This window comes from Jannaschia rubra (genome assembly GCF_001403735.1).
GTDB classification, from domain to species: domain Bacteria; phylum Pseudomonadota; class Alphaproteobacteria; order Rhodobacterales; family Rhodobacteraceae; genus Jannaschia; species Jannaschia rubra.
Map to the genome: position 1 here is coordinate 495,895 of NZ_CXPG01000020.1, position 15,479 is coordinate 511,373.

Here is a 15,479-nt window from a genome sequence, read left to right on the forward strand (position 1 = left end):
CCATGTCGCGGATCCTGACCCTCCTGTTCTGTCTGTTGGCCACGCCGCTGGCGGCGGCCGTCTCGGACCCGGCCTCGGGAAGCGCGCTGACCGCACGGCTCCTGTCGGCTGAGGACGGCATCGGGCCGGGGGGGGAGACGGTCTCGGCCGGGTTGCAGGTCGATCTGCAGGATGGCTGGAAGACCTACTGGCGTTCGCCGGGCGAGGTGGGTCTGCCCCCCGAGATCTCGTGGGAGGGCAGCGACAACATCGCCTCGGTCGAGCTGTCCTATCCCGCGCCGTCGCGGTTCGATGCCTTCGACATCCAGAATTTCGGCTATTCGCACCGGGTCGTCTATCCACTGACCGTGCTGCTGCGCGACGCGGGGGCGCCCGCGACGTTGCGGCTGCGGGCCGACCTTCTGGTCTGCGCCGAGATCTGCGTGCCCGAGACGGTGGAGATGGCGCTGGACCTGCCACGCGGCGGGGGGCTCGACGCGGACTCCGCCGCGACCCTGGCCGAGTGGATCGGCCGGGTGCCGGGCAACGCGGAGGACGCGGGGGTCACGCTGGAGCAGGTGCATCTGGACGAGACCGCGCTGACGCTGACGGCCCGCGCCGACATGCCGTTCGAGGCGCCGGATGTCTTTCCCGAACACGGCGACCGGGGCGCCTTCGATGCGCCGGAGATCGTGCTGTCGGACGGAGGGCGGAGCCTCTGGGCGCGGCTTCCCGTCGTGGGCGCGGGGGAGGGGCCGCTCGACCTGACGCTGGTGGACGGCGCCCGCGCGGCCACCGTCCGCGCCGATCTGGCCGATGCGCCACCGTCCGCGCCGCGCGGCGGGGGCGCGGGTGGCGGGCTTCTGGCCATGCTTCTGGTCGCGGTGCTGGGGGGGCTGATCCTCAACGTGATGCCCTGCGTCCTGCCGGTGCTGTCGATCAAGCTCGCCGCTGCGCTGCAGGCGGGAGAGCAATCGGCGACGCGGGTCCGGGCGGGGTTCCTCGCCTCGGCCGCGGGGGTGATGGCGTTCTTTCTGGGCCTTGCCGCCGTGATCGTGGCGCTGCGTGCCGCCGGGGTCGCCGTGGGCTGGGGCATCCAGTTCCAGAGTCCGGTGTTCCTCGCCCTGATGATCGGGCTGATCGCCGTCTTCGCAGCGAACATGATGGGGTTCTTCTCGCTCTCGCTCGGGCAGGGAGCGATGACCGGGATGGCCCGCGCCGGATCGCGCGGGGGCTGGGGCGGCGATTTCGCGACCGGCGCCTTTGCCGCCGTCATGGCCACGCCCTGCTCGGCGCCCTTCATCGGGACGGCCGTGACCTATGCGCTGACCTCCGGACCCGCGCAGATCGTGGCGGTCTTTGCGGCGATGGGGCTCGGGCTCGCCACGCCCTATCTGGCGGTGGCGGCGCGGCCCGGCATCGTCCGGCGGCTGCCCCGTCCGGGACGCTGGATGCGGACCGTGCAGATGGTGCTGGGGGGGCTTCTCCTCCTGACGGCGGTGTGGCTCCTCACGGTGCTGGCGGCCAGCGCGGGCGCGCGGGTGGCCGTTCTGGTGGCAGTGCTGACCGGGGCGATGCTGGTGGCGCTGGCGGCGCGGCGCCGCACCGCAGTCGTCATCGCGGCGGGACTGGCCTGCGTCGTGGCCGGGGCCGCGGTCATGCCCGCACCGCCTGCGGCGCCCGCTGCTGTCGCGCAGGGGTGGGAAGCGTTCGAGCGGGAGCGCATCGCCATCGAAGTCGCGGCGGGCAACACGGTCTTCGTCGACGTCACCGCCGACTGGTGCCTGACCTGCAAGGCCAACAAGCGGCTGGTGCTGGAGCGGGGCGCGGTGCCAGATGCGCTGGCCGGGCTGGTCGCGCTGCAGGCGGACTGGACGCGGCCGGATGACCGGATCGCGACGTTCCTGTCGGACAACGGGCGTTTCGGCATTCCCTTTGACGCGGTTTATGGACCGGCCGCGCCCGAGGGGATCGTCCTGCCGGAACTGCTGACCGAATCGATGGTGCTGGAGGCGATCGACCGGGCGGGGGGCTAGCCCCCGATGCCCCCCGAAGTATTTTCGACAGGAAGAAGGGGGGCCTCGTGGAGTTGACGCAGCCAGTCGTCCACGAGCCCCGTCTCCTGCAAGGTCAGGGTCTGGGCACGGGGATAGACGGGGGCCGCGCGGTCGTCGCGGATCGGGGCGTCCCAGCCGTCGGTGGTCCGGAAGAAGCGCTCGACACCCTGCTCGCCGTATTCGGCCAAATATCCCTGCACCACCACGTCCAGATAGCTGAGCAGGATCGGATGCGCCGCGTCGGGCGCGGGATGCAGGTCTTCGGGGATGTGGTAGATCGAGGGTCCCTCCGGCAGGGGTTGGCGAAGGTATCCCGCCTCGCGCCGGTCGAGCGCGACCCAGTCGCCGCCGGGCACCTCGGCCGACAGACCGTCGATGCGACCGGTCGGGTCGGGCACGGCGGTCAGGAAGGGCGCGGGATGGAAGGTCGTGTGCCGCCACGCGCGCCGCCAGCCGGCGACCGTGACCCGCTCGCCCTGCGGATAGGCATGGGTCTTGCGGTTCACGAGGCTGCCGTAGCCGAAGAAGCGGTGCCTCTTTTCCCCTTGCATGATCCCCCCCGGCTTTCCTATGCCAGTCCTGCACGGCACGGGAGACTCTGTCGCAGGACAGGGCCGAAGGAGCAACCGCCCCGGTAAACTCTCAGGCGAACGGACCTGGCGTGCGACGGACTCTGGAGAGTGGTGCGAAGGCACCCGCCGAAGGGATAGCGATCTCAGGCGACAGGACAGAGGGGGCATCTGACGCGGGCCGCATGGCCCCATGGAGGTGCGTGTGAGTGATCTTGAAACCTTGCCGCTCGCGGCGCTGCATGCCGAACTGGGCGCGAAGATGGTTCCCTTCGCGGGCTACTCCATGCCGGTGCAATATCCGGCGGGTGTGATGGCGGAGCATCTGCATGTGCGCGCCAGGGCGGGTCTGTTCGACGTGTCGCACATGGGGCAGGTGATCCTGCGCGGGCCGGACGCCGCGCTCGCGCTGGAACGGCTGGTGCCCGCGGACGTGGCCGGCCTGGCCGAGGGGCGGCAACGCTACGGGATGCTGACGCTGCCGGACGGGGGCGTGGCCGACGATCTGATGTTCGCCAACCGGGGCGATCACCTGCTGCTGGTGGTCAACGGCGCGATGAAGCATCTCGACATGGAGATCCTGACGGCCGGCCTGCCGAAACAGTCGGTCACGCTGCTGGACGACCGTGCCTTGCTGGCGCTGCAGGGCCCATCGGCGGAGGCGGTGCTGGAGGCGATGGTTCCGGGGGCGGCGGCGATGCGGTTCATGGACCTGCGCGGCTTCGACTGGCAGGGTGCGGACCTCTGGATCAGCCGGTCGGGATATACCGGCGAGGACGGGTTCGAGATCAGCGTGCCGATTGAGCAGGCCGAGGAGTTCGCCCGTGCCGTGCTGGACCACGGCGACGTGATGCCCATCGGGCTTGGCGCGCGGGACAGCCTGCGCCTGGAGGCGGGGTTGCCGCTTTACGGCCAGGACGTGACGGCCGAGACGTCGCCGATGGAGGCGGGGCTGACTTGGGCCATCCAGAAGGTCCGGCGCGCAGGCGCCGACCGGGCAGGCGGGTTTCCGGGCGCCGACGTCATCCTGCGCCAGCTCGACCAGGGGACGGACCGTCGCCGGACGGGACTGTTGCCCGAGGGCCGCGCACCGATGCGGATGGGTGTCATGCTGTATGACAGTCCGGAGGCCACCGCCCCCTGCGGCACCGTGACCAGCGGCGGCTTCGGCCCGACCGTGGGCGCGCCCATCGCGATGGGCTATGTTCCCGCTGGCGTCGTCGCGGGCACCACGCTTTATGGTGACGTCCGGGGCAAGCGCTTGCCCGTCACCGTGACCGACCTGCCCTTTTACAAGCCGCGCTACAGGCGCTGAGACCGGAGACCCGAGATGAAATACACCGAAGACCACGAATGGCTGGACGACAACGACGGGATCATCACCGTGGGCATCACCGAACATGCTGCGACGCAACTGGGTGACGTGGTGTTCGTGGAACTGCCCGAGGTGGGCCGGACCGTGACCAAGGGCGAGGAGATCGTGGTGATCGAATCGGTCAAGGCCGCCTCCGACATCCTGGCCCCCCTGGACGGCGAGATCACCGAGGTGAACACGGCGCTGGCCGATACGCCGGGCCTCGTGAACGAGGACGCCGAGGCCGCATGGTTCTTCCGCATGACCACCACCACGCCGGAGGAAATGGACACGATGATGGACGAGGACGGCTATCGCGACTTCGTGGAATGACGACTGACCCCTCCCATTGACGTGCCATCCATTCCGCCTGACCCGGAGCCCACCATGCCCCTGACCGACTACGACACCTACGATTTCGCCAACCGTCGCCATATCGGCCCCTCGCCCGACGAGATGGACGAGATGCTGAAGGTCGTGGGATGCGACACGCTCGACGCCCTGATCGACGAGACGGTGCCGAAGTCGATCCGGCAGGCTGACCCGCTGCCCTGGCCGCAGATGACCGAGCACGCGATCCTGAACCGGATGCGCGACTTGGCGGCGAAGAACCGCGTCACGGTCAGCATGATCGGACAGGGCTATTCCGACACGGTCACGCCCCCGGCGATCCAGCGCAACATCCTTGAGAACCCGGCCTGGTACACGGCCTATACCCCCTATCAGCCCGAGATCGCGCAGGGCCGGCTGGAAGCGCTGCTGAACTTCCAGACGATGGTGTCGGACCTGACGGGGCTGCCGGTGGCGAACGCGTCGCTTCTCGACGAGGCGACGGCCTGCGCCGAGGCGATGGTGATGGCGCAGCGGGTGGCGAAGTCGAAGGCCGGGGCGTTCTTCGTCGACGTCCGCTGCCATCCCCAGAACATCGCCGTCATGCGGACGCGGGCCGAGCCTTTGGGGATCGAGCTGATCGTGGACGAGGTCGACGCGCTGGATGCGGATGCGGTTTTCGGCGCGATCTTCCAGTATCCCGACACCTACGGCGGGTTGCGCGACCTGACGCCGCAGATCGAGGCGTTGCACGGCACGGGCGCATTGGGCATCGTCGCCACGGATCTTCTGGCGCTTTGCCTGCTCAAGGAGCCCGGGGCCATGGGCGCCGACATCGCGGTGGGCAGCGCGCAACGCTTCGGCGTGCCGCTGGGATATGGCGGCCCCCATGCCGCGTTCTTCGCCTGCGCCGACGCCTACAAGCGGTCGATGCCTGGACGGCTGGTGGGTGTCTCCGTCGACAGCCATGGCAACAAGGCCTACCGCCTCGCCCTTCAGACGCGCGAGCAGCATATCCGGCGCGAGAAGGCCACCTCCAACGTCTGCACCGCGCAGGCGCTGCTGGCCGTGATGGCGAGCTTCTATGCCGTGTTCCACGGGCCGAAGGGCCTTCACCACATCGCCACGCATGTCCATTCCCATGCCGTCGCGCTGCGCGACGCGCTGAAGGGGGCGGGATTCGCCGTGGAACCCGACCATGTGTTCGACACGCTCACAGTAAACGTGGGCGCGATGCAGGGCGTGATCTGGCGGTCCGCCCGGGCCGAGGGGATCACGCTGCGGCGTCTCGGTCACGACCGCATCGGCATCGCCTGCGACGAGCTGACGGATGCGGACGTCCTGACCCGTCTGCTGCGCGCCTTCGGGATCGAGGCACAGGTGGCCGCGATGCGGACCGACATCCCCGATGCGCTCAAGCGGCAGTCGGACTATCTCACCCATCCGATCTTCCACATGAACCGCGCCGAGGCCGAGATGATGCGCTACATGCGCCGCTTGGCCGACCGCGATCTGGCGCTCGACCGCTCGATGATTCCGCTGGGAAGCTGCACGATGAAGCTGAACGCGGCGGTCGAAATGATGCCGGTAACCTTCCCGGAGTTCGGGCGTCTGCATCCCTTCGCGCCGGTGGAAGACGCGGAAGGCTACGCCGAGATGATCGGGGAGCTGTCCGACAGGCTCTGCGTGATCACCGGCTATGACGCCATGTCGATGCAGCCCAATTCGGGCGCGCAGGGCGAATACGCGGGCCTTCTGACCATCGCCGCCTATCACCGCGCGAACGGGCAGGAAAACCGCCGTGTCTGCCTCATCCCGACCAGCGCGCATGGTACGAATCCGGCGTCGGCGCAGATGGCGGGAATGAAGGTCGTGATCGTCAAGGCGGCCGACAACGGCGATGTGGACCTCGACGATTTCCGCACCAAGGCCGAGGCGGCGGGCGACGATCTCGCCGCCTGCATGATCACCTATCCCAGCACCCACGGCGTGTTCGAGGACACCGTGCGCGAGGTCTGCGAGATCACCCACCGTCATGGCGGGCAGGTCTATCTCGACGGTGCCAACCTGAATGCGTTGGTGGGCCTGGCCAAGCCCGGCGAGATCGGGGCGGATGTGAGCCACCTGAACCTGCACAAGACGTTCTGCATCCCCCATGGGGGCGGCGGTCCCGGCATGGGCCCGATCGGCGTCAAGGCGCATCTGGCGCCCTATCTGCCCGGCCACCCCGAGACGGGGGGCGAGACGGGGCCGGTGTCGGCCGCGCCCTACGGCAGCGCGTCGATCCTGCCCATCAGCTATGCCTATGTGATGATGATGGGCGGCTCCGGCCTGACGCAGGCGACACGGGTGGCGATCCTGTCGGCGAACTATATCGCGAAGCGGCTGGAAGGGGCGTTCGACGTCCTGTTCACCGGCCAGAACGGGCGCGTGGCGCATGAATGCATCCTCGACACCCGGCCCTTTGCCGACAGCGCGGGAGTGACCGTGGACGACGTGGCCAAGCGGCTGATCGACAACGGCTTCCACGCGCCGACGATGTCCTGGCCGGTGGCCGGCACGCTGATGGTGGAGCCCACGGAGTCGGAGCCCAAGCCCGAACTCGACCGGTTTATCGCGGCCATGCTCGCCATCCGCGAGGAGATCCGGCAAGTCGAGAGCGGAGATGCCGATCGGGAGGACAATCCGCTCAGGAATGCGCCGCATACGATGGAAGACCTCGTGCGCGACTGGACTCACCCCTATTCGCGCGAAGCGGCCTGTTTTCCGCCGGGGGCCTTCCGGGTCGACAAGTACTGGCCGCCGGTCAACCGCGTCGACAACGTGGCGGGCGACCGCAACCTGATCTGCACCTGCCCGCCGGTCGAGGAATACCTGGAGGCCGCGGAGTAGTCAGTCGTCGGGCGCCGCGGCGCGGACGCGGTCCTTGTCCTCCTGCAGCAGAAGGCTCTGGTCCGCACGGTCGAGCGCGCGGCGCGACAACCAGCGCGCCGCCTCGCGCATCTCGGGGTGGTCGTGGGTTGCCAGGCGCGCGAGCGTCTCCTGCACCGCCAATTGGATCTCGACCATGGCCGCCCCGTCGCGCGCGATGGGGTCGAGGGCCACCTCCACCGCCTGGTGCGCCGACAGCGGGCGGACGTGCAGCCGGGGGAACTCGGGCTCCTCCGACGTCGAATCCCACAGGTGCAGAAGGCGGGACTGTCGGGAGAGGACGTCGATCGCCGTCCCCGGATCGTTGATGCCGGGCGACAGGGCACGTTCCGCGATCTCGCACATCACCGACAGGCCGAAGATGGGATCCTGATCGAAGGATCGCAGGTCGCCCGTCAGGACGGCGTCCCGAAGCTCCTCCTCGACTTCCGGGCCCACGGGCGGGCCGACCACGTGCAACGCGGGATCGCCCGGTCCGACCCAGTCGCCGGGCTGGACGGCCACGTCGATTTCGGCGCCCAACCGTTCCGCAAGGTCGGAGAGTGCCTCCATGTCGATATGGCGGACATAGCCGAAGCTGTGCGTCGTGACCGGCCATCCCATCGGTTCGCGGTCGAGCGGCCGGCCGCCGAGATAGGGCGAGGCCATCCGTTCCTTCATCGCAAGGGTCGCGGCCTCGTCGACGCGGCCCGTGGTCTTCTCGATCGACCCGAGACCGGCCAATTGGTCCACCCAGCGGATCAACGCGACGATCACCAGTGCGATCACCGCCATCGTCGTGGCGTAGACGACGAGGAAGTCGCGGCCGTCATAGAAGCCCGCGTTGATGATGACATCGGACACCAGCGCATAGACGAAGGCGCCGATGAAGGTCGAGATGACCGATTGCGTCCGCCCGTCCGACCGCAGCAGGCGGTGGGACCGGGGCGTCACCTGGCTCGACGCGAAATGATGCGCGGCGACCATCACGGACAGCGAGAAGGTCGCGACCGTCAGCATCGAATTGTTCAGGATCGACAGCAGGGCCAGCGCCGCGGCCTCGTCGATGCGGTCGCGCAGGGATTCCGGCAGGAGCCAGGAGATCAGCGGCGCCACCGCGGCCGAGACGAGCGCCAGCGTCGAGATCAGCGCGACACGGATCCAGACCTTCCGCGCGAGGTCACGCAGCTTCCAGAAGGTCCTGCCGAGATTCATTGCCGCATCACCCGTTCCGACGCGCGTTCGCGGCGCCTTACGGGCGGTGACATAGCGCATCCGGCGCCGCTTGACACGCCCCGGACCCCCCGCCATATGAGGCGCCGTTGGGGTCGTAGCTCAGTTGGTAGAGCGCGTCGTTCGCAATGACGAGGTCAGGGGTTCGATTCCCCTCGGCTCCACCAGTTTTCCATTTGCATGTCGTGGGGCTGCCGCCTTCCGATTGACGACGCTGGCTTTCTGACGCATGGTCATGCCGCACCGCAGCATGAGGGTCGCCATGGCTTCCGTAATTACCGTCTGCCAGCAAAAGGGCGGGTCGGGAAAGACCACTCTGACGGCCCACCTGGCATGCGAACTGGCCAGTCGCGGCCTGCGCGTTGCATTGCTCGACGTCGATCCGCAAGGCAGCCTGGGGCGATGGTTCATGATGCGCTATGACCGGCAGGGCGGATTGAAGGGCGACATCACCTTCTCGACATCCTCTGCCTGGGGCGTCAGTTTCGAATGTTCGAAATACGCCGAAGACTATGATTTCGTGCTGATCGACACACCGCCCAAGATCGACAGCGACCTGAAGCCCGCGCTGCGCGTGGCCGACATGGTGATCGTGCCCGTCTCGGCGTCCGAGGTCGACCTCTGGGCCACGGAAGGGGTGCTGGACCTTGCCGCGCGGGAAGGAAAGCGGCCGCTGGTGGTCCTCAACCGCGCGCGGACCGGAACGAAGCTGACCGGGCGGGTCCTGGCGGCGCTGTCTGACCTCGATGCGGATGCGGCCAAGACGGTGCTGGGCCAGCGTGTCGCCTATGCCGAGGCCTTGGGGGTGGGACAGGGCGTCTGCGAGTTTCCGGGGGCGCAGGCGGCGGCAAACGAAATCTCGGAATTGGCCGATGAGGTTCTGCGCCGGCTCGACCGCTAGCGCCAGAGCCAGGCCTGGCTGGCAAGAGCGCCCTGCGTCTTGGCCAGCAGGCGATTGGCGGGGCCTGGCGTCGGCACGGTGCCCTTGGCAAGACGGTCGATTACGACTTCGGGCGGACAGGCCGCGCCGGTGACGGGGTCGAGATACCTTGGGTAGTCGATCAGGGCGGCGTGGACCAATGCGTCGAGGCTAGGCCGTGCGGCGCGGCGGCGGGCGGGCGTGCGCCCCAGATCGCGGGTCAGGCCCCAGCCGGCATAGAAGGGCGCGCCAAAAGTGATGACGGGCCGGTCGCGGATCAAAGCCTCGAACCCCAGCAGGCTTGTCATCGTCCAGACCTCGCTGGCCCGGTCGATCAGGGCGATCGGGTCGGCGCGATCTGCCACGAGGTCGGCGTCGGCGGCGTCGATGGCCCCGTCGCGCAATCCAGCCTCGACGTCGGGGTGGGGCTTGTAGACGATGAAGGCGTCCGGGTTCTGTCGGCGCACGGCCGCGAGGAGCGCGGCGTTGTCGGAAACGTCCGTCGTGCCCAGCCGGATCGACGCGTCGTCGGCCACCTGACCGGGCACAAGGATCACGTCGCCCGCAGGCAGATCGGGCGTGGCACCGGTCAGGTTGTATTTCGACAGCCGCGACGCGACGACTGCCGCGCGCAGGTGGCGGGCACGTTCCAGCGCCTCGGGCGGCAGGGCCGCGGCGCGGACTACCGCATCCTCCAGGTCGGAGGGACGGGTCGGGTCGAAATACATCCCCTGCCGGTCGAGGACGAGCGACAGGGGCGCGATGAGGTCGGCGCCCAGACCGCGGGACCGCAGGAAGCCGTCTTCGATCCGGGTGGCCGCGGGGCCCTCGCCCTCCCTGACCGCACCCCAGGTCAGGCGGCGCCGCGCAGGATCGTCGCGGAACTTGACCTTGCCTGACAGGAACCGCCGCAGCGGCGCGCGTTTCCACAGCCGCATCCCCGGGGCCGACCAGCCCGCGCGGTCATCGCGCCAGGCGCGGGCGCGGGCGTCGAGCATGCGGACGACATCCACCGGATCGCACAGCCGGTCGCGGTGCGGATCGTACCACCGGGGATAAAGGACCATCGCGCCGGCGAACATCTGCGTCCGGGTCAGGCGCCGCTGCCGTCGGTCGAGCGGGTTCCTATCGTCGTCCAATCCCCAGCCGGAATAGAAGGGCTGCCCGAAGGTGACGGGGCGATGGCCATGCAGGATCGCCTCGAACCCGAGCTGGCTCGACACCGTATAGACGCGGGTGGCACCGGCAAGCAGGGCCGCCGGGGGCAGGGGGCGGGCTTCAAGAGTGGCGCCGAAGACGGCGTCCGCGTCGGAGAAATGACCCGCGCGATGGCCGACCGCGGTCTCAGGGTGCGTCTTGATGACGATGCGCGCGCCGGGGTTTTCCTCCCGCGCGATCAGGAGCATCTCACGGAAGGTCGCAGCGGAGGCATTGCTCAGGGCGATGGAGGCATCGCCCCGCGTCTGGTCGATGACCAGCACATAGCCCGGATGGGGGGGCGGCAAGTCGGTGCGGGTGGCATTGTACTTCGTCACGCCGGCACGGACCATCTCCTCCATCGCGGTGCGTGCGCGGGCGATGAGGTCGCCGTCGTCGAAGGGATGGGTGGCGAGCAGGACCTCCAGATCGGAGGGGGCGCGGCTGTCGAAATGGGCACCCCGGCGGTCGATGACGAGACCCAGCGTATCCTCTCCGGACCGACCGGGGTGGAGCGAGCGCAGGAAGGCATCTTCGATCCGCAGGACGGGCGCGCCGCGCCAGCGGGCGACCCGGTCGGCCCGGACGGAGGTTCCGGCATGGCCCCAAGCCGCGACCCATTCGCCCGGTCGGGGCAGGCCGGGCCGCAGGTCGATGCCGGAAAGCCCCGCGATGCGCCGGATGCGCCGATTGAAGAACCCGCCGGAGACGTAGCGTGCGGTCAGGCGGCCCCCGTCGGGGGCTGCCTTGTCGTCATTCGACCCCAAGGGCGCGACCGGTGGATCCGACTTGTCCGAGCGATCCGAACAGTGCCGCGACCGATCGGTTCCACGCCACGATGGGCGCCTCGGTGACATAGATCGTGTCCTCGCTGCGGATCACGAAATCCCGGGCGTCGAACATGCCGTTGGGTTCGGTCAGGTCCAGCACATAGACCATCCGCTGCGCACCGATCAGGTCGTCACGGCCCATGACGGCGCGGGCGATCTCCTGCGGTTCGTTGCGGAAGACGAAGACGCCGGTGGGGTTGGCGAGGTTTGCGTTCAATCCGCCGACCTGCGCCAGCGCCTCGATCGCCGAGATCACCTCGGTCTGGAATTCGAGCCGGTTCTGCGCGCCCGTGGCCCCCAGGATGGTGAAAGACCGGGTGTCCTCCTCGACGAAGATGGTGTCGCCGTCGCGCAGCGCGATGTCGAGCATCGGGTTCTTGTAGAGGTCGGCGAGATATGCGGTTTCGGAACGGCCGCCGCGAACGACCGTCACCAGTGCGATGTCCGGCTTGATCGCCACGCCGCCCGCCGCCGCGATCATCGCCGTCAGCGTGCGGGTCGGCCGTTCGATGGGATAGACGCCCTGCGCCCCGGTTCCGCCCACGACGCTGACCGTTGCGCCGTCGCCGGCCAGCCGGCGGATCAGCACCTGCGGATCGGGTGTCTGTTCGTCCAGACGCTGCGTGATGATCTGGCGCAGTGCCTCGGGCGTGTTGTCGGCGGCCCGGATGCGGCCGGCGTAGGGTATGAAGATCATGCCCGACGAATCGACCTGCACCTCGTCTATGAGGGAAGCGGACGTGCCGGCATTGGCCAGAAGCCCGTCCTCGACGTTCTCGTAGATGATGAGGCCGAGCGTGTCGCCCGGACGGATCGTATCGGCGCCGATTTCGGCCGCGTTGCGGAAGGCTTCCGAAAATCCGAGGGCTGGCGTGACCGAGGTGGCCGCCGTGACGCGGGGATTGACGCTGACGACGAAGGCGTCGCCGTCGCGCAGGACCGATCCCGCATAGATCTCGCGTTTGCTGGGGCCCGACCGGGGAAGCGCCCCGCAGGATGCCACCAGCGTCACGGCGACGATCGCGGCGATGGACCGCGCCATCCGTGTTGCCTGTCTGCTCACTTGCTCTGCCTTTCAATCCTGGTCTGCATGCGGAGGTGTGCCCCCGTCCTGCGAAATGTCAGTTCCGTCGCGTGAATGGCCGCAACCTAACGCGATTCGTCCTAGCCCGAAACAAGTTTGAACGTCCGGCGCGGTGCGGGCCTGCCGGACGCCAGCCTGTCGTAGGGATCGAGGTCCGACAGCATCATGTCCACCACCTGCCGAAGCAGCTGCCGTCGCCCGCGGGAGGAATAGAAGCCCCCCGCGACCTGGGAGGTTTCGAGGAGATAATGGCGGTAGTCGCGGTAGGCGCGGCTGTCGGGGCGCTGCGGATCCGCGAAGAATTCGGCGATGGGCTGGTCACTGACGAACTCGGGCTTGGAATAGACCGACCGCCCGAGCGCCTTGACCGGCAGGCCCCGCCAGAGCGCCTGCTGCGCCGCGGTGGAATTGACGGTGATGGCGCTGCGCGCCTCGTTCATGAGCGACGCGAGCTTGCCGCCCCCCAGGTAATGTACCCGCCCGTCGAGACCGTAGTGATCGATCAGCCGCCGGATCGTCGCGCGGACCGGCGCACGGCCGTCCTCCAGCGGATGAGCCTTGAGGACGAGATGGTGATGGGTCGGCGCGCCGCGGGCGAAGCCGCCGATCACCTCCTCGAGAAAGTCGGTCATCGAGGCGTAGGGCGAATGGGCGCGGAAGCTGGCGTCGTGTTCGAGCTGCATCAGGCACAGGTGATAGGGAAACCCCCCGTGGGTGATGCGCCAGGTCGAGATCCGCCGCTGGACCGCCGTCGCGGGCATGGTCAGGAGCCGGCGGAGATACAAGCGGAACTCCGCCAGCACGCCGACGCCACGATGCGGGCGATAGGCGGGATATCGCCCCCGCCGGGCCATCACGAGCCAGTGATAGAGCATTCCGTAGAAGACGTGATGCCGCATGTCGCCCCAATGCGCCGGCGCATCCGGCAGGTCGAGGTCCAGCGCCGCGAGCGCCTCCTGCATGTCGGCCACGGACTTGTCCATCAGGCGGGAGTGGGCATTCGATCCGCCACGCTCGTAGCTGACCCACCAGGGGCGCAGGTATCCTTCCTCGAACACATGGACGGTCAGGCCCTGCGCCCGCGCCATGGCGATGGCCTGCGCGTGGATGTCGCGCACGTCGCCATAGAGCACGAGGTCGGTTATCCCCTTGTCGCCTACCAGCCCCGCGAAGGTATCGGGCCAGTCCTCGGGCGTGCCGGTATAGGGAACGTAGCTGTCGCGATCGGGCCAGAAGGCCTGATCCCCGTTGTTGAACCCCACGCGCCACACCTCGGCCCCCGCCGAACGGAGCAGGCGCCCCAGCCGGTGGAAAAAGGGACCATGCGGACCCTGCAGGAACATGAAGCGACGATCGGGGCGCATCGGGACCCTCTGGTTCATTGGATGCCCCTTATCCGCCTTTGAACCGGCATGGAAAAGGCGCGTTTGTGACGCCAATGGGGCACTTGCGGCGCATTTGCCACGGCGTTAGCTGATTCCTGCCACTTTGGGGGATTCAATGTTCACAGGTATCGTTACCGACATCGGCCGCGTGCGCGCGCTGGAGCATCGCGGCGACCTGCGTGCGCGCATAGGCACGGCCTATGACCCGGCGACCATCGACCTCGGCGCCTCCATCGCCTGCGACGGCTGCTGCCTCACCGTGGTGGACCGGGGGGCGGATGCCGAAGGCGCCTGGTTCGACGTGGACGTCAGCGCGGAGTCGCTGTCGAAGACCGCGCTGGGCAACTGGCAGGTAGGCCGCCGCGTGAACCTGGAGCGGTCCCTGCGGGTCGGCGACGAGTTGGGTGGACACATCGTGTCGGGCCATGTCGACGGCACCGCGCGCATCGTGTCGATCACGCCGGAGGGAGATTCGCTGCGCTACGTCCTGGAGGCCCCGGCAGACCTCGCGCGGTTCATCGCGCCCAAAGGCTCGGTCGCGCTGAACGGCACGTCGCTCACGGTGAACGAGGTGGACGGCGCAACCTTCGGCGTGAACCTCATCCCCCATACGCAGGCCGTCACCTCCTGGGGCGATGCGGCGCCGGGCGATCGCGTCAACCTCGAGATCGACACCCTGGCACGGTACGTCGCGCGGCTGGCCGAAGCCCGATAGGGGTTGCCAGCGCGGTCGGGCCGCGTCCACCCTGTCGGTGCCGCCACAGGATGCGCCCATGACCCCTTGCAGAACCACCGCCCGCGACCGCGGGGCAACGACATGACGCTGGCCCTCGTCACCGGCGCATCGGGCGGGATCGGCCGCGCTTTCGCCGAATACCATGCCGCGAAAGGCGGCGACCTGATCATCGCCGCCCGGCGGGCCGACGCGCTGGAGGCGCTGCGGGACGAACTGGAGGCGCGGCACGGCGTCTCCGTCACGCCCGTTGCCTGCGACCTGGGCACACCCGAGGGGCTCGCCACCCTGATCGTCGCCACCGAAGGGCGGGACATCGGCATCCTTATCAACAACGCGGGGTTCGGCGGGCGGGGTGAGTTCCTGTCCCGTCCGCTGACCGACGATCTGGCGATGATCGACCTCAACATTGGCGCCGTGGTGACGCTCTGTCATGCCATCGCACCGAGCATGGTGTCGCGCGGCGGGGGGCGCATCCTGAATGTCGGCTCGTCGGCCGGTATGATGCCGGGGCCGCTTCAGGCAACCTATTTCGCGTCCAAGGCCTTCATCGACAGCTTCAGCCAGGCCCTGGACGAGGAGTTGCGCGGCCAAGGCGTCACCGTCACCCTGCTCGCGCCCGGCTACGTCGAGACGGACTTTGCCGAGCGGGCCGACATGCACGGCATCCCGCTCACGAAATCCGGCCGGTCGGCCAAGGCCACGGCCAAGGTAGGCTATGACGCCATGATGGCCGGCCGCCTGCATGTGGTGAGCGAGGCCGGGCTGTCGCTTGCGGCGAACTGGATCCTCCCCCTGATGCCCCGCCGGGTGGTCCTGAAGGTCGTGCGCCGGATGCAGACGCGGCAGGATGGCGCGGCACTGGCATCGCGGGGCCGCAACCGCTAGATGCCGTGACA

Annotated in this window: 12 protein-coding genes, 1 tRNA gene and 1 riboswitch; of the genes, 8 read left to right on the top strand and 5 right to left on the bottom strand. The window is 68.7% G+C overall.

Going from position 1 to position 15,479, the window contains the following annotated elements:
* The first annotated feature begins 2 nt into the window (after positions 1-2).
* A complete protein-coding gene (locus tag JAN5088_RS12100) occupies positions 3-2,015 on the top strand; it encodes a protein-disulfide reductase DsbD family protein (protein WP_055683057.1) in 2,013 nt (670 codons plus the stop codon).
* On the opposite strand, the gene JAN5088_RS12105 is transcribed toward JAN5088_RS12100, so the two are convergent.
* The gene (locus JAN5088_RS12105; RefSeq protein WP_055683058.1) at positions 2,012-2,587 is read right to left on the bottom strand and encodes a gamma-glutamylcyclotransferase family protein; all 576 of its coding nucleotides are present in this window, start codon (positions 2,585-2,587) and stop codon (positions 2,012-2,014) included. The two genes, JAN5088_RS12100 and JAN5088_RS12105, sit on opposite strands and share 4 nt — an antisense overlap.
* Before the next feature lie 28 nt (positions 2,588-2,615).
* A riboswitch (glycine riboswitch) is annotated at positions 2,616-2,703 on the top strand.
* Between the two features lie 107 nt (positions 2,704-2,810).
* On the opposite strand from JAN5088_RS12105, the gene gcvT reads away from it, so the two are divergent.
* The 3 genes from gcvT to gcvP are packed head-to-tail and all read left to right on the top strand — an operon-like array spanning position 2,811 to position 7,181.
* Positions 2,811-3,920 (top strand): glycine cleavage system aminomethyltransferase GcvT, encoded by a 1,110-nt coding sequence (gcvT, locus tag JAN5088_RS12110; protein ID WP_055683344.1) that lies wholly within the window; start codon positions 2,811-2,813, stop codon positions 3,918-3,920.
* Between the two features lie 15 nt (positions 3,921-3,935).
* A complete protein-coding gene (gene gcvH, locus JAN5088_RS12115) occupies positions 3,936-4,292 on the top strand; it encodes a glycine cleavage system protein GcvH (RefSeq protein WP_055683059.1) in 357 nt (118 codons plus the stop codon).
* 54 nt (positions 4,293-4,346) lie between these two features.
* Positions 4,347-7,181, top strand: a complete 2,835-nt coding sequence (gene gcvP / locus JAN5088_RS12120; protein WP_055683060.1) for an aminomethyl-transferring glycine dehydrogenase — start codon at positions 4,347-4,349, stop codon at positions 7,179-7,181.
* Here the strand turns inward: gcvP and JAN5088_RS12125 are convergent, their stop codons facing one another.
* Positions 7,182-8,414 (bottom strand): DUF2254 domain-containing protein, encoded by a 1,233-nt coding sequence (locus tag JAN5088_RS12125; protein WP_055683061.1) that lies wholly within the window; start codon positions 8,412-8,414, stop codon positions 7,182-7,184.
* Positions 8,415-8,523: 109 nt separating this feature from the next.
* On the opposite strand from JAN5088_RS12125, the gene JAN5088_RS12130 reads away from it, so the two are divergent.
* Together JAN5088_RS12130 and parA are read left to right on the top strand one after the other, a co-directional pair.
* A tRNA-Ala gene (locus JAN5088_RS12130) sits at positions 8,524-8,599 on the top strand.
* Between the two features lie 95 nt (positions 8,600-8,694).
* Entirely contained in the window at positions 8,695-9,333 is a 639-nt protein-coding gene (gene parA, locus JAN5088_RS12135; RefSeq protein ID WP_055683062.1) for a ParA family partition ATPase, read from the top strand.
* Here the strand turns inward: parA and JAN5088_RS12140 are convergent.
* The 3 genes from JAN5088_RS12140 to JAN5088_RS12150 form a co-directional block, all read right to left on the bottom strand.
* The gene (locus JAN5088_RS12140) at positions 9,330-11,405 is read right to left on the bottom strand and encodes a capsule polysaccharide biogenesis protein (RefSeq protein WP_082429985.1); all 2,076 of its coding nucleotides are present in this window, start codon (positions 11,403-11,405) and stop codon (positions 9,330-9,332) included. The genes parA and JAN5088_RS12140 overlap by 4 nt on opposite strands.
* A complete protein-coding gene (locus tag JAN5088_RS12145) occupies positions 11,302-12,420 on the bottom strand; it encodes a polysaccharide biosynthesis/export family protein (RefSeq protein WP_055683064.1) in 1,119 nt (372 codons plus the stop codon). The genes JAN5088_RS12140 and JAN5088_RS12145 overlap by 104 nt, the downstream gene beginning before the upstream one ends.
* A 122-nt stretch (positions 12,421-12,542) precedes the next feature.
* Positions 12,543-13,844, bottom strand: coding sequence for a capsule polysaccharide biogenesis protein (locus JAN5088_RS12150; RefSeq protein WP_055683065.1), 1,302 nt, complete (start codon positions 13,842-13,844; stop codon positions 12,543-12,545).
* 118 nt (positions 13,845-13,962) lie between these two features.
* Here JAN5088_RS12150 and JAN5088_RS12155 point away from each other — a divergent pair, with 118 nt between their 5' ends.
* The gene (locus tag JAN5088_RS12155) at positions 13,963-14,562 is read left to right on the top strand and encodes a riboflavin synthase (RefSeq protein ID WP_055683066.1); all 600 of its coding nucleotides are present in this window, start codon (positions 13,963-13,965) and stop codon (positions 14,560-14,562) included.
* 102 nt (positions 14,563-14,664) lie between these two features.
* Positions 14,665-15,468: an SDR family NAD(P)-dependent oxidoreductase gene (locus JAN5088_RS12160; RefSeq protein ID WP_055683345.1), complete on the top strand. Its 804-nt coding sequence runs from the start codon at positions 14,665-14,667 to the stop codon at positions 15,466-15,468.
* Positions 15,469-15,479 lie beyond the last annotated feature (11 nt).

Excerpts from the sequence above, each read along its gene's own strand:
- JAN5088_RS12155 (WP_055683066.1), top strand. The coding sequence starts at position 13,963 with ATGTTCACAGGTATCGTTACCGACATCGGCCGCGTGCGCGCGCTGGAG.
- JAN5088_RS12140 (WP_082429985.1), bottom strand. The coding sequence starts at position 11,405 with ATGTCACCGAGGCGCCCATCGTGGCGTGGAACCGATCGGTCGCGGCAC.
- parA (WP_055683062.1), top strand. The coding sequence starts at position 8,695 with ATGGCTTCCGTAATTACCGTCTGCCAGCAAAAGGGCGGGTCGGGAAAG.
- JAN5088_RS12125 (WP_055683061.1), bottom strand. The coding sequence starts at position 8,414 with ATGAATCTCGGCAGGACCTTCTGGAAGCTGCGTGACCTCGCGCGGAAG.
- JAN5088_RS12100 (WP_055683057.1), top strand. The coding sequence starts at position 3 with ATGTCGCGGATCCTGACCCTCCTGTTCTGTCTGTTGGCCACGCCGCTG.
- gcvP (WP_055683060.1), top strand. The coding sequence starts at position 4,347 with ATGCCCCTGACCGACTACGACACCTACGATTTCGCCAACCGTCGCCAT.
- JAN5088_RS12160 (WP_055683345.1), top strand. The coding sequence starts at position 14,665 with ATGACGCTGGCCCTCGTCACCGGCGCATCGGGCGGGATCGGCCGCGCT.
- JAN5088_RS12150 (WP_055683065.1), bottom strand. The coding sequence starts at position 13,844 with ATGAACCAGAGGGTCCCGATGCGCCCCGATCGTCGCTTCATGTTCCTG.
- JAN5088_RS12105 (WP_055683058.1), bottom strand. The coding sequence starts at position 2,587 with ATGCAAGGGGAAAAGAGGCACCGCTTCTTCGGCTACGGCAGCCTCGTG.
- JAN5088_RS12145 (WP_055683064.1), bottom strand. The coding sequence starts at position 12,420 with ATGGCGCGGTCCATCGCCGCGATCGTCGCCGTGACGCTGGTGGCATCC.
- gcvH (WP_055683059.1), top strand. The coding sequence starts at position 3,936 with ATGAAATACACCGAAGACCACGAATGGCTGGACGACAACGACGGGATC.